At 68.1% G+C, this 12,565-nt stretch carries 11 protein-coding genes; all 11 read left to right on the top strand.

The annotated features are described in order from the left end of the window. The first annotated feature begins 64 nt into the window (after positions 1 to 64). The 11 genes from OG326_RS30655 to OG326_RS30605 all read left to right on the top strand — a co-directional run bounded on the left by OG326_RS30655 (position 65) and on the right by OG326_RS30605 (position 12,564). A complete protein-coding gene (locus OG326_RS30655; protein WP_327140622.1) occupies positions 65 to 448 on the top strand; it encodes an acyl-CoA thioesterase in 384 nt (127 codons plus the stop codon). Further along, on the top strand, positions 448 to 837 hold the full coding sequence (locus OG326_RS30650) for an acyl-CoA thioesterase (protein WP_327140621.1): 390 nt from the start codon (positions 448 to 450) through the stop codon (positions 835 to 837). The genes OG326_RS30655 and OG326_RS30650 overlap by 1 nt, the downstream gene beginning before the upstream one ends. A 79-nt stretch (positions 838 to 916) precedes the next feature. Continuing rightward, positions 917 to 1,300, top strand: coding sequence for a 50S ribosomal protein L7/L12 (gene rplL / locus OG326_RS30645; protein ID WP_327140620.1), 384 nt, complete (start codon positions 917 to 919; stop codon positions 1,298 to 1,300). 391 nt (positions 1,301 to 1,691) lie between these two features. Further along, a complete protein-coding gene (locus OG326_RS30640) occupies positions 1,692 to 4,421 on the top strand; it encodes a phosphoenolpyruvate synthase (protein ID WP_327140619.1) in 2,730 nt (909 codons plus the stop codon). Continuing rightward, a complete protein-coding gene (locus OG326_RS30635; protein WP_327140618.1) occupies positions 4,408 to 7,782 on the top strand; it encodes an AMP-binding protein in 3,375 nt (1,124 codons plus the stop codon). Before OG326_RS30640 ends, OG326_RS30635 begins: the two co-directional genes overlap by 14 nt. Further along, the gene (locus tag OG326_RS30630; protein ID WP_327140617.1) at positions 7,779 to 8,030 is read left to right on the top strand and encodes an acyl carrier protein; all 252 of its coding nucleotides are present in this window, start codon (positions 7,779 to 7,781) and stop codon (positions 8,028 to 8,030) included. Before OG326_RS30635 ends, OG326_RS30630 begins: the two co-directional genes overlap by 4 nt. Next, positions 8,027 to 9,115, top strand: coding sequence for an SDR family oxidoreductase (locus OG326_RS30625; RefSeq protein WP_327140616.1), 1,089 nt, complete (start codon positions 8,027 to 8,029; stop codon positions 9,113 to 9,115). Before OG326_RS30630 ends, OG326_RS30625 begins: the two co-directional genes overlap by 4 nt. After that, on the top strand, positions 9,112 to 10,011 hold the full coding sequence (locus OG326_RS30620; RefSeq protein ID WP_327140615.1) for a nucleoside-diphosphate kinase: 900 nt from the start codon (positions 9,112 to 9,114) through the stop codon (positions 10,009 to 10,011). The genes OG326_RS30625 and OG326_RS30620 overlap by 4 nt, the downstream gene beginning before the upstream one ends. Then, a complete protein-coding gene (locus tag OG326_RS30615; protein ID WP_327140614.1) occupies positions 10,011 to 10,982 on the top strand; it encodes a ScbA/BarX family gamma-butyrolactone biosynthesis protein in 972 nt (323 codons plus the stop codon). Before OG326_RS30620 ends, OG326_RS30615 begins: the two co-directional genes overlap by 1 nt. Further along, the gene (locus tag OG326_RS30610) at positions 10,982 to 11,620 is read left to right on the top strand and encodes a nitroreductase family protein (protein ID WP_327140613.1); all 639 of its coding nucleotides are present in this window, start codon (positions 10,982 to 10,984) and stop codon (positions 11,618 to 11,620) included. Before OG326_RS30615 ends, OG326_RS30610 begins: the two co-directional genes overlap by 1 nt. Beyond that, the gene (locus tag OG326_RS30605; RefSeq protein ID WP_327140612.1) at positions 11,617 to 12,564 is read left to right on the top strand and encodes a hypothetical protein; all 948 of its coding nucleotides are present in this window, start codon (positions 11,617 to 11,619) and stop codon (positions 12,562 to 12,564) included. The genes OG326_RS30610 and OG326_RS30605 overlap by 4 nt, the downstream gene beginning before the upstream one ends. Position 12,565 lies beyond the last annotated feature (1 nt).

Genomic DNA, 12,565 nt, shown 5'->3' with positions numbered 1-12,565 from the left:
AATTCGAGCCATTGTGAGACCGCCCGGTCCGAGCCGCCGCGGTGCGGCTTGATAGAAATGCCGGGTGGCCCGACACCTCTTCCTCTGCCCGCTGCGCTGGTCCGATATGGACGCGGACGGCCATGTGCACAATGCCGTCCACCTCCGCTACCTGGAGGAAACCCGGATCGATCTGTTCCGCTCGCGCGGCTTCCGCGGGGCGAGCGTGGTCGCGCAGATGGATATCGACTATCTGACGCCGCTGCGGTATCGGGCGCAGCCGGTGCGGGTGGAGACCTGGGTGAGCAAGGTGGGCACGTCCTCCTTCACGCTGGTGCAGGAGATCCGGGACGAGGATGCGCTCTATTCGACCGCCACCTGCACCATGGTCGCCTTCGATCGTGAGGCGCAGCGCTCCCGGCCGCTGCAGGACAGCGAACGCCATATGCTCGAGGAGTTGAGTGCCTGATGCACACCTATGCCATCCAGCTGCGCCGCACCGATATGGATGCCTTCCAGCACCTCAACAATGTGGTGTTCGCGCAATACCTGGACGAGGCCCGGTCCGATCTGCTGGCCCGGCACGAAGCGGCGGCGGGGCCGTGGCGCGTGGTGGTCGCGGGTCAGCGGCTCAGTTACCGCACCCCGCTGACCTTTCGCGCCGACCCGGTCACCGTGACCACGGCGGTGGAACGCATCGGGAACAGCTCCTTCACCCTGGCGCACGAGATCCGCGATGCCGAATCCCTCTATCTCACAGCGACTTCCACGCTGGTGGCGGTGTCGGACAGTGCTCCCCGCCCCCTGGACGCCGCCGAGCGCGAGTATCTGACGACCTTGATTTCGCCGCAGAACTGAGGCCTGCGCGCGCGGCCGCCGCCCGCCCGGCGCGCATATGATGGATGTACCGCCTGGTCAGCGTTATAAGGGGTGCATCATGGCCAAGATGACCGTCGACGAGTTGCTGGACGTCTTCAAAGGCATGACGCTGCTGGAGCTTTCGGGGTTCGTCAAGGCATTCGAAGAACAGTTCGGCGTCACCGCCGCCGCGCCGGTGGCGGTCGCGGCCGATACCTCCGCTCCCGTCGACGAGGTCGCCGATGAGCAAACCGAATTCGACTTGATCTTGGAATCCTTCGGGGACAAGAAGATTCAGGTCATCAAGGCCATTCGGGAAATCATCCCCGGCCTGGGCCTGAAGGAGGCGAAGGATCTGGTCGAGTCCGCCCCCAAGCAGGTCCTCGAGGGCCTCAGCCGCGACGCCGCCGAAACCGCGCGATTCAAACTGGAGACCGCCGGAGCCCGCGCCACCGTCAAATGAGGGTCGTGGCCGGCGCAGCTGCGGTCGCGCGAGCGGGGTGGGCTCGATTCGTCCACGCGGCGTGACCATTTCGCCGAGTCGCCAGCACGCAGCAGGGTGACGACATCGAGCGTCGCCGGCTGTCTGGTGAACAGCGGCGGTTGTCGTGTGCGCCGACTTCTCGAATCGCGGAGATTGTCTGGGACGGAAGTGGGTCGCGGTCGTCCGCCTCGGCAAAGCCCGCGGGTGGCGTGGCATTCAGTCTCCGCTTGATGCAAACACCCGAGAATTGTGGGCTGGCGCACATTTGAAACATGCACTATTCAAAGAGAGTCCTTCGATCTTGTTCGGCTCCCCGCCGGGCTGCGCGCCGAGACTGCGGCTCCGGTCGGGGGGTGATGGGAGAGCTCTAGTGCAGGTGCTTGGTCCGTGGTCCGATTCGGTGGTGATCGATGAGCTCGCGGGTGGAAAGGCGCGCGGGTTGTACGGGGTGCAGAGCAGTGGTGTGCGGGTGCCGGAGTGGGTGGTGCTCGGCAGGGATGTGTTCGACAGGTTTGTGGATGAGAGTGGATTGTCCACGGCGGTAGCGGAATTCGCCGAGATCGCCGAGGTGGAGCAGGCGGTGGTGCGCGCCGGGGAGCTGCGCGCCGAGCTGGTGGCCGCGGCGGTGCCGGAGGTGGTGCGGGAGCTGATCGCGACCGCGGGTGAGCGGCTGGGCGACGGCCCGATCGCGGTGCGCTCCTCGATGCTCGCCGAGGACGGCGCGGGCAATTCCTATGCGGGACAGTTCGATACGTATCTCAATGTCCGGGGTGAACCGGCGATCCTCGCGCGGGTGCGCGACTGCTGGGCCTCCGCATTCTCCGAGCGGGCCGTCCGCTACGCCTTCGCGCGTGCGCTGCCGCGTGCCGCCGCACCGGCGGTGCTGCTGCAGCGCCTGGTGGCGGCGCGGGCCAGCGGTGTGGTGTTCACCGCGAATCCGGCGACCGGCGCGCGGGACGAGGCCGTGATCAGCGCCGTGTACGGGCTCGGGGAGGGCCTGGTTTCCGGTGCGGTCGACGCGGATTCGGTGATCGTCGACAAGCTGAGCGGCGCGGTGCTGGAGGTCGTGCTCGGTGATAAGGATCGACGCTACGAGCCCGCGGGGGAGCAGGGCTGGGAGGTGCGGGAGGTCGAGGCGGAGGCGCGCGGGCGTGCGGTGCTCACCGATGCCGAACTCGCCGAGCTGACCGAGATCGGCCGCAAGCTCGAATCACACTGCGGTGCACCGCAGGACATCGAGTGGGCCATCGACGATATCGGCGTATGGGTATTGCAGTCACGGCCGATCACCACCCTCGGTGAGGCGGCACCGCTCGGGCGGACCGTGGAGTTGCGCGGTGCGGGGGAGGAGATTCCGGCCGGTGAACTGCGAATCTGGGACAACTCCAATATTATCGAGAGCTTCAGCGGCGTCACCTCACCGCTCACCTACACCACGGCCGCCGATATCTACGGCCGGGTCTATCGCGGTTATGCGGCCTCGCTGGGCGTCCCGGACGAACAGCTGCGCCAGACCGACGCGTGGACCTCGGTGCTGCTGGGCAGCTTTCACTCTCGCGTGTACTACAACCTGCTGCACTGGTATCGGATGGTCGGCATCGCGCCCGGATATCCGCTCAACCGCAAGGTGCTCGAGGCCGCGCTCGGTGTCGACGAACCCCTGGCCGACGATATCGCGAAGACCCTGCGGCCGTTCGTATTCCGCAGTCGCACCGCCCGACTGCGCTCGCGCGCGCTCACCACGGCGATCTATGTGCGGCGGCTGCGCGGAATCGATGCCATGGTCGAGCGGTTCGTCACCGAGTTCTACCGGGTCTACGACGAATACGACGCTCTCGACTACACCGAGCTGACCGGCGAACAAGCCTATGCGGCCTACCGGACGGTGGATCGGGACCTGGTCGAGCGCTGGGGCCCGCTGATGGTGCTCGACGCCCTCCTGCTGACCCTCACCGGGGCCATGTTCCTGCTCACCAAGCTCTTCCTGCCCAAGGCGCCGGAATGGTTCCTGTATGCCGTGGTGGGTCCGGGGGCCGATGTCGAATCCGCCGATCCCGCGCGGGCCATGACGGAGCTGGCCCAGCTCGTGCGCGCCGATCCGGAGTTGACGGCGCTGATCAATTCCAGTGCACCGGAACAGATCTACGCCGAACTGCAGAACTCCGATCGCGCGGAATTCCTGTCCCGCGTGAACGCCTACATCGACCTGTACGGCTATCGCAGCCTGGACGAGCTCAAGCTGGAAACCCCCGACCTGCGCGAGGATCCGGCCAGCCTGTTCGTCATGCTGCGCAGTGCCTCGGGCCGGGTCGGTGATGCCGCCACCGCCAGCCGCTCCGCCGAGGCGGACGCCTATCTCGACGCGAATCTGCGCGGCCCGCGCCGGCGGATCTATGAACGGCTGCGCGCCAAGGCCTCTCGCTGCGCCGCGCACCGCGAGCGGCTGCGCTTCTGCCGCACCCGCGCCTTCGGCATGGTCAAGCGCATGATCCGGGTAATGGGCCGGGATCTGGTGGCGCGCGGTGTACTCGACGAGTTCGCCGATGTGTTCTACCTGACCAATAGCGAAATGCGCGGCTGCTACGAGGGCGAGGATACGACGACGCTGCGCGCCCTCGTCGCCGCACGGAAGGTGCTGCGGGCGAAGGATTCCACCCTGGTCGCGCCCGCGAGATTCCGCACCCTCGGCCCGGCGCTGGGTCGTGCGGAGCTGGCCGAACAGGGCTGGGTGCCGCTCACCACCACCGCGGCCGCCACCGTGGGCACGGTGCTGACCGGAACACCCTCGGCGGCGGGCATTGTCGAAGGCCCGGCAGTCGTGGTGGACGAGCCCCGCGATGTGGCGGGCGGCATTCTGGTCGCCTACCGCACCGACCCCGGATGGGTGGCCGCACTGCCGTCCGCGACGGCGCTGGTGATCGAGCGGGGCAGCCCGCTGACCCATGTGGCCATTGTGGCGCGGGAATTGGGCGTGCCCACCGTGGTTCAGGTCAAGGACGCCGCCACCCGCCTGCGGACCGGTATGCGAATTCGCGTCGACGGCATCAACGGCACGGTCACCGTGCTGTCCGAAGGAGATCAGCCTGATGAAACTCACTGAAGATAGTGCGGCGGTGCGGGACTGGCTCGCGGACCCGTCCGAATCGACCGGAATCCACCTGGCCGACGAGGCCGACGGCTGGGAGTTCCGCAGTTATCGCGAACTGGCCGACCAGACCTGGTCGATCGCCGCGCTCATGCGCGCGCACGGGCTGGGCAGCGGTGACGGCGCCTGCGTCATCATGCCGACCGGATTCCCCTGCGTGGCAGCGTTTTACGCTGTGTGGGCGTGCGGTGGCGTCTTCACCCCGGTCGCGCCGCCCATGTTCGGCGATCTGGACGAGATCGTCGCCCACATCGCGGGCATTCTGCAGCAGGCCACACCGCGGCTGGTGGTGACCTCCCCGGAATTCGAGCAGTTCGTACGGCGTGCGGCGATCGAAGCAGGCCGCACCGACGAGCCGCTGGTGATCGACCCGAAGCAGCTCGAACCGGCCTCCGGCACTCGGGAATTCGGTGTCCCGGCGGAGGTTTCGCTGCTGCAGTTCACCTCCGGCTCCACCGGGACGCCCCGCGGCGTCCGGGTGAGCTGGCGCAACCTGGCGAACAATATCGCGATGATCTCCCGGCTCATCGATTGGCGGCCCGGTGAGGCACTGGTGTCGTGGCTGCCGCTCTATCACGATATGGGTCTGGTGGGCGCCTTCCTCACCACGGTGACCAATCAGGGCGATCTCTACCTCATGCGTCCCGATCAGTTCGTGCGTGATCCCGCGCGCTGGCTGCGCGCCATGGCCCATGCGCAGCACTCGCCGTCGCCGTCCTTCGCGCTCGGCTATGTGGCACACCGGGTCCGGCCCGAGGAGATCGCCGATCTGGACCTGTCCGGCTGGCGCACGCTGGCCATCGGTTCCGAACCGGTCGAGGTATCGGACCTGCAGTCCTTCGCGAATCTCACCGGCCCGCGCGGCTTTTCGATGGGGTCGTACACCCTGGCATACGGTCTCGCCGAGGCCACGCTCATGGTGACCTCCTCGCACACCCGCAGCCCGATCACCGCGCTGCGGGTCGACAATCCGAATCTTCGTTTCGGAGAACCGGTCCCGATCCTGGAGGAGGCGCTGCTCGACGATACGCACCGCGTTTTCGGGGCGGGCTGGATCACCGGCCTCGGGTACTCGACCCCCGAATCGGCGGTCACGGTCGTCGATGACGAGGGCCGTGAACTGCCCGACGGTGTACTCGGCGAAATGGTCGTGACCGGCGGATCGGTGGCGCTGGGGTACTCCGGCGCACCGGGTGCGGGTTCCTCGACGCACATCACCGACGGCAAGCTCTACTCCGGGGACGCCGGATTCCGCTACCGCGACCAGGTTTTCGTCCTCGGGCGCATGGGCTCCAGTCTCAAGGTGCGCGGCCGCTCGGTCTTCATGGAGGACATCGAATCCCGCGTCGCCCAGGAGACGGGGCTGACCAAGGGCAAGCTCGCCGCCGTCGGTATCAGCACCGCGGGGGAGCAGGGCATCGCGCTGTTCGCCGAAACCGCGGCGGGGGACTGGATCGCGGAGGCCCACAAGATTATTCGCGGGCACCTCGGTCCCGCGCAGACCGTGCATATCGTCACCGGCCCGCGCGGACTGATCCGCCGTACCTCCAGCGGAAAGCCGCGCCGCCGGCACATGTGGCAGCTGCTGCGGGACGGCGCGCTCGCCGGTGCGGTGCTGCACGATGCCGAGGCCGCACCGGCTACCGAGCTCGGCCTGCCGGAGCACCGGGTGCGGCAGCTGCTGGAATCTGCGCTCGACCTGGTCGCGGTGCCGGACGAGGCGGCGGTGCTGTTCGAGGGCTCGCTCGCCGAGGGCTTCGGCAATGTCGGGTCCGATATCGATTTCCTCGTGGTCGCCCCGGGCGAGGAGGAGATGCCGACACTGCCGACCGTGCTGTTCCTCGACGGTCGGCGCGTGGAGGTGCGCACACGGTCGGTCGCGCAGCTGCGGCGGCAGCTGGAACAGGTCGCGGCGACGCCGAGCGAGGATCTGCTCAATCGATGCCAGCGATTCCTGCGGGGCACGGTTTTGCGGGCGGGGGCGGTTGATCTCGAGGCACTGCGCGCGCTGATTTCCTACCCCGACTTCACCGCGGTGGCGGCGGCCTGGTGGACCGCACGCGCGGTGCAGGCACTGCGCTTCTCGATAGCCCTGCGGGCCTTCGGATCGCAGGCCGAGGCCGTCGAATGGGCGTGCGACGGCCTGCAGCAGGCCATGAAGGGCTGGGCGGCGCGCCACGGTGAGAGCTATATCGAGACCAAATGGCTGCCCGAACAACTCGATCGAATCGGTTCCGGCGAACTGGTGGATCGGTATCGCGGGATCGCTGATCCGGGAGCGTGGCCGGCGATCGGCCCGCAGGAGCAGGCCCGCTGGGACGAGCTGCTGCGGTTGGCGTCCGCGCTCGGCGTCGACGTCGCCGATGACCCGCATCGCATCCTGTTCACGCGCAGTTCCGGCGTGACCACCTGGTCCATCGGTGGACGCCTCCATGTCCTGCGCGGTGACCGGGAGGTCTTCGTGCTCTCCGATGCGGCCGCCCGCGCCTGGCGCTCGGTGGTCTTCCGGCATTCGGTGCGCGATGTGCTCGCCCGCTCGCCGCACGAGATCGGCGGCGCTCTGGCCGAATTCGTTCACCTCGGCCTGGTCGGCCTGCAGTGGCGCGGTGCGGAGGTCCTCGAGCCCGCCCTGGCCATGTGCAAGCCGGTGCGCCCCTACACCCCGGTGCCGAGCGCGCTCGCACCCGCGCTGGGGCAGACGGGTGCGGCGCGCGAGAGCGGGATCGCCACGCTGGTACCGCTGTCCGCGACCCGATTCACCGAATGCGGCCTGAACCTGGTGTGGTCCAACGTGGTGCTGGAAAACGCCAGGGAGGACCTGGTGGGCGCGATCAAGGGCGCACAGGGCGCGGTCGCCGATATCGCCGCGCATCGTCTCATCGCCATGAGCGTGCGAGTGGTGCTGTCCGCCTTCGGTATTCATCCCCTGCCCGCCGACGTCGCCCCGATCGAGACGGTGCGTCGCCTCCTGCCCGCCCATGCGGCGCAGCGCGAGGATCTGCTGACCCAGCTGGAATCGGCTCGGCGGGTGCGCTTCTCGGACATCATGCGCACCGAGGGCGATCCGCTCGACGGCTTGGCCACACTCGACGACTTCGTCGCCCTGGTGCGCCGCATTGCCGGAGAACCCGATTCCGCCAGCGGTTTCCCGGCCTCGTTCGACTCCCGCGAGCAATGGCAGCGCACTCTCGCCATCGGCTACGACTGGCTGCGCATCGCGGGCTATCTGAATACCGATCTGCCCCTGGACGAGACCCGCGACCTGCTGGCCAGCGGTGGACACCAGCCGCATCTACGCGAAAGCGAGCACTCATGACCGCCGAACCCGCTGTCGCCGCACGCATCCGCGACATCGTCGCCGCCATGGCGCCGCAACCGCCCGCCGAGTTCGCCGACACCCAGCGCCTCATCGAGGATCTCGGCTACGACTCGCTCCGTCTGATGGAACTGACCGTGGTGCTGGAGCGGTCCTTCGGATTGCCCAGGTACCGGCCGGAAGATCTGATGGGCGTCCTGCGCGTGGGCCAGGTCATCGACCTGGTGGCCCGGACGGAGGCCGCATGAGTACCCGTGATCTGGTGCTGGTGACCGGCGCGAGCGGTCTGGTCGGGGCCGAGGTGGTGGCCCGGTTGACGGCAGCCGGGCGACCGGTAGCCGCTGTGGTGCACAGCAATTCGGAGATCACGCGCAATGACGGCACACCGGTGGCAGCCGAGCGTCAGGTGGCCGGCGATATCCGCGCATCGCGCTTCGGGCTCTCGCCGGAGGATGCGGCCGAACTCGCCGGTCGGGTGGACCTGATCGTGCACTCGGCCGCGACCACCGCCTTCGACGCCACGCCCGACGCCTACGAGGAGCTGAATGTGCGCGGCACCGCGCACGCTGTCGAGCTCGCGCTGGAGTGGGGCGTACCGCTCGTGCATGTCAGCACCGCGTATGTGTGCGGTCTGCGCGGCGGCGCGATCGACGAGGGTGCGGCGGCCCCCGGTCAGTCCTTCGGAAACGGCTACGAGGAGAGCAAGTTTCGCGCCGAGCAGCTGGTGCGGACGGCGGGGGAGCGGGGCCTGCGCTGGACGATCGTGCGGCCGGGGATTGTCACCGGTGAGGTCGTCACCGGTGCGATTCGCGAGTACAAGAACCTCTACACCGTCGTCAAGCTCATGGTCGAGGGCAAACTGCGCACCCTGCCCGGCCGCTACGATGCGACGCTCTCGCTCGCACCCGTCGATCACGTGGCGGAGGTGATCACCGCCGCCGCAGTCGATTTCGAGTCCGCCGCCGGTCGCACCCTGCACGCGGTGGGCCGCGACACCCTGTCGCTGCGGGAGGTCTCCGATGTGCTCGCGGAGTATCCGTCCTTCGAGGTGGCCACCTTCGTACCGGAGACGACCTTCCGGCCCGAGGATCTCGACGCGATCGAGCGCGAGTACTACCTGCGCATCGGCACCCTCTACACCAGTTACTTCAAGCGCCGCCTGCACTTCGAGACCACGGTCGCGGACGAGGTGCTCGGCCGGCCCTCGCCGCCCACCGGCAAGGAGTACCTGCGCGTGCTTCTGGATCACTGCCTGGAATCGGGCTACCTCGGCACCCCGCTGCCGTCGATCGAGGACATGCTGGCGCGCACCACGATCGGCGGTGCGGTATGACCGAAGATCCGGTGCGCAAGCTGCTTTCGGAGCTGACGCCGTCCGAGGCGAAGGTCGACGCCTATCTGGGCGACACCTATGTGCTGGAGACGGTCGATCAGCTCGAGCGCCTCGGCCTCGATGCCACCACCTTCGCCCGGGAGCACTCACTGCTGCTGCTCAAGCCCGACGCCATTGTCGCCCGGGCGGTCGAGTCGACGCTGGAATGGTTGTCCGGCAATGGGTTCCGGGTGGTCTCGGCCCACCGTGTGGTGGTGGACCGGCATCTGGCGCGTGCGCTGTGGTACTTCGCGTGGAATATCGCCTCACCGGAGCGGCGTCGCCTGGCCGATCTGCTGGTGGGTATTTCCGATGTGCTCCTACTGGTCGTGCACGGCGCGGACGGCGACCTGCCGGTGCCGGTCCGGTTGGCGGAGGCGAAGGGCGCCACCGATCCCCGCAAACGTCGTCCGGGTGATCTGCGGTATCTGCTCGGGCGGCACAACTATCTGCTGAATCTTGTGCATTCGCCCGATGATCCGGCCGATGTGCTGCGCGAGCTCGCCATCTACTTCGACGAGCGGACCAGGGCGCAGGTGCTCACCCAGGCGGTCACCGGCATCGACCGGTCCGCCGCCGCGGCCGAACTCGCGAGTGAGCTGTACGCCGGGGTGCCCGAGCGCAGCTTCGATCGGGATGCCGCCTTCGCCCGGCTGTACACCGAACTCGGTTCCGTGGCACCGGAATCCGATGCGGAATGCGCCGAGCTGCTGGCGGCCGCCATGGCCTCCGGCCGCGAGCTGGATGCCTGGTCGGCAATCGTGCTCGGTTCCTACGTATTTCCCATGCGCGTCGGGTCGCAGTCGCAGACACTGCGGCCCATCGGCGCGAAAGACTGGTTGGAAGGTCGACCCTGATGCACATTCAAGCCATGACGGCCACGCACGTCCGCACCATTCCCCGCACGCTGGCGCACCGGCACTCCGTGTCGGAGGTATTCGTGACCTCGCTGGACGCCGTCGCCCCCGATACCTTCATCGTCGGCGCGCAATTGCCGCGCATGCACGCCCATTACGGCGATCACGCCGGTGCGCTGGGTCTGCGGCACGATCTCGTGGCGGTGATGGAGGCCGCCCGGCAGGCGTCCATCGCGGTGACCCACGAGTTCTACGGCGTGCCCACCGACCGCGCCTTCCTGGTGCGCACCTTCAACGGCACCGGGGCCGACACCACGGCCTGGGATATCGGCACGGCCCCTGCGGATCTGGAGATGCAGGTGCGGGCGCTGCGCACCCACTACCGGGGTGAGGAGCTGCAGGGCCTGGATCTGGTACTCGATATCAGCAGTCGTGGCGTGCCGATGACCACGGTCGACGGCTCGTTCTCCTGGGTCAGCCCGCGGCAGTGGGGAGCCATTCGAGGTGGCTTCCGGAAACAGCTGGGGCTCGGGGCTTTCGAGGGAGCGATCGATATCGGCGAGCGCGCGCCCGCCGCACTGGTCGGCCGGGAGAACTGGCGCAATGTGGTGATCGGACCGCCGGAGTCGGTCGACGGCGTGACCCGTGCCGCCCTGGTCGCCGACACCACGCATCCGATTCTGTTCGACCATCAGCTCGATCATGTGCCCGGCAATCTGCTCATCGAGGCGAGCCGGCAGGTCGCACTCGGCGCGATCCAACCCGAACTGCGTCGATTAGTCAGCGTGACAAGCACTTTCAATCACTTCGTGGAGCTCGATCGTCCCGCCGAATGCATCGCGACGATCACCGACGCGGGCGTCGACACCACCGTCGTGCGGTGCGAGATTCATCAGAAGGGTGCGGTGGCCTCGCGCATCGATCTCGAATTCGCCGGCAGCGCAGCGGAGTCCGATGCGGAGGCGGTCTGATGGGTATCGATCTGCTGACCACCACCCGCGCCTTCCGGCGGCGGCTGGATCTGAGCCGGCCGGTGTCGCGACAGGATCTGCTGGAGTGCCTGGAGATCGCGGTGCACGCGCCGAGCGGCACCAATCGCCAGCCGTGGCGCTTTGTGGTGGTGCAGGACGCGGAACTCAAGCAGCGGGTCGCGGAGCACTATCGGAAGGGCTTCGCCGCCAACCTTTCCGGTCGCACGCCGCGCCCGGATCAGCTGGCCGACTTGGCTTCCGGCCGGTACCTGGCCGAGCATCTGCACGAGGTCCCCGCGCTGGTGCTGGTCTGTGCGCTGGGTCGCCCACCGGCGGAGCCGACGCCGCTGCGGCTGGCCAGCTTCTACGGATCCATCTATCCGGCGGTGTGGAACTTCATGCTGGCCCTGCGCGAGCGCGGCCTCGGCTCCACCATGACCACCGCGCATCTGGCCTATGAACGCGAAGTCGGCGAGGTGCTCGGGATTCCGTTCGAGGAGGCCACCCAGGTGGCGCTGATACCGGTGGCGCACCTGCTGCCCGGCTCGGACACACCGGCTCGCCACCGCACACCCGCAGCCGAACTCACCGGCTGGGACGGGTGGGGCGCGCCGCTGCCGCAGGAGCCGCTGTCGTGACCGGAATCGCCGAAACCGCGTTCCGCCCGGGACTTTTCGTATCCCTCGGGCGGATCGGCCGGTTCACCCGGGTGATGTACAAGCCGCACTATCTGCTCTACGGGGTGCTGTGGGTGCTGGCGCTCGAGGGCACGGCCGCGCTGGTATCGCGGCCGGATACGCCCTGGCATCCGACCGGCGCGACGGTCGCGCGCATCGCGATCGTGGCGGTTGTGCTGCTGTATCTGCGCATGGTCGACGAGCAGAAGGATCTCGAGTACGACCGCGTGCACAATCCGGACCGGCCGCTGGTCACCGGGGCGGTCAGCGCCGCCGAATTGCGTATGTCGATGGGGGCCATCGCCTTCGGGGCCATCGCCGCGAGTCTGCTGTTGTCGATCGGGTCGGCCCTCATGATTGCCGCCGTGCTCGGGTACGGGCTGCTGCTGTGGGGGCTGGAGCGGCTGTCGGAGTCAGTGCGCACGAATATTCTGCTGAATCTCGTGGTGACGTATCCGGTGCAGCTCTTGGTGACCGCCTATGCGGTGCTCTCGGCCATCGATACCGGTGAGGTGGGCGGGCGGTGGCGGACGGCGCTGGTGGCGGTCGTCTTCGCGGGCGCGTTTCTGCAGTTCGAGTTCGCGCGCAAGACCTCCCGGAGCAACCGTCCCGGTGAACTCCTGTATTCGAATGCGCTGGGCGCGAACGGGAGTGCCGCCGCGTCGATGCTGTTCGCCGTGGTGGCGGTGGTGTGTGAGGTTGCGGTGGTGCAGCCGTGGACCCTCGGCGGTGCGGCGGTCGTGATCGGCTGGATTCCGCTGGCGCTGCTGCTGATTCCCGCGGTGGGGGCGTGGCGGTTCCGGCGTTCGGACGATGCGCAATACCCTGTGGTGCCCGCCGTACTGTTCATCCTGAGCCTGTACCTGGTATTGATCGGCCAGGCGGTGGTCGCTACTCGAAGCTGAC

The sequence above is a fragment of the Nocardia sp. NBC_01327 genome (assembly GCF_035958815.1).
Classification (GTDB): Bacteria; Actinomycetota; Actinomycetes; order Mycobacteriales; family Mycobacteriaceae; genus Nocardia.
The sequence above is the reverse complement of the archived record's forward strand: the minus strand, read 5'-3'. Positions and strand labels throughout refer to the sequence as shown.

Bases quoted from the DNA above. Each gene is read 5' to 3' on its own strand.
- OG326_RS30650 (WP_327140621.1), top strand. From the start codon at position 448: ATGCACACCTATGCCATCCAGCTGCGCCGCACCGATATGGATGCCTTC.
- rplL (WP_327140620.1), top strand. From the start codon at position 917: ATGGCCAAGATGACCGTCGACGAGTTGCTGGACGTCTTCAAAGGCATG.
- OG326_RS30635 (WP_327140618.1), top strand. From the start codon at position 4,408: ATGAAACTCACTGAAGATAGTGCGGCGGTGCGGGACTGGCTCGCGGAC.
- OG326_RS30630 (WP_327140617.1), top strand. From the start codon at position 7,779: ATGACCGCCGAACCCGCTGTCGCCGCACGCATCCGCGACATCGTCGCC.
- OG326_RS30625 (WP_327140616.1), top strand. From the start codon at position 8,027: ATGAGTACCCGTGATCTGGTGCTGGTGACCGGCGCGAGCGGTCTGGTC.
- OG326_RS30620 (WP_327140615.1), top strand. From the start codon at position 9,112: ATGACCGAAGATCCGGTGCGCAAGCTGCTTTCGGAGCTGACGCCGTCC.
- OG326_RS30615 (WP_327140614.1), top strand. From the start codon at position 10,011: ATGCACATTCAAGCCATGACGGCCACGCACGTCCGCACCATTCCCCGC.
- OG326_RS30610 (WP_327140613.1), top strand. From the start codon at position 10,982: ATGGGTATCGATCTGCTGACCACCACCCGCGCCTTCCGGCGGCGGCTG.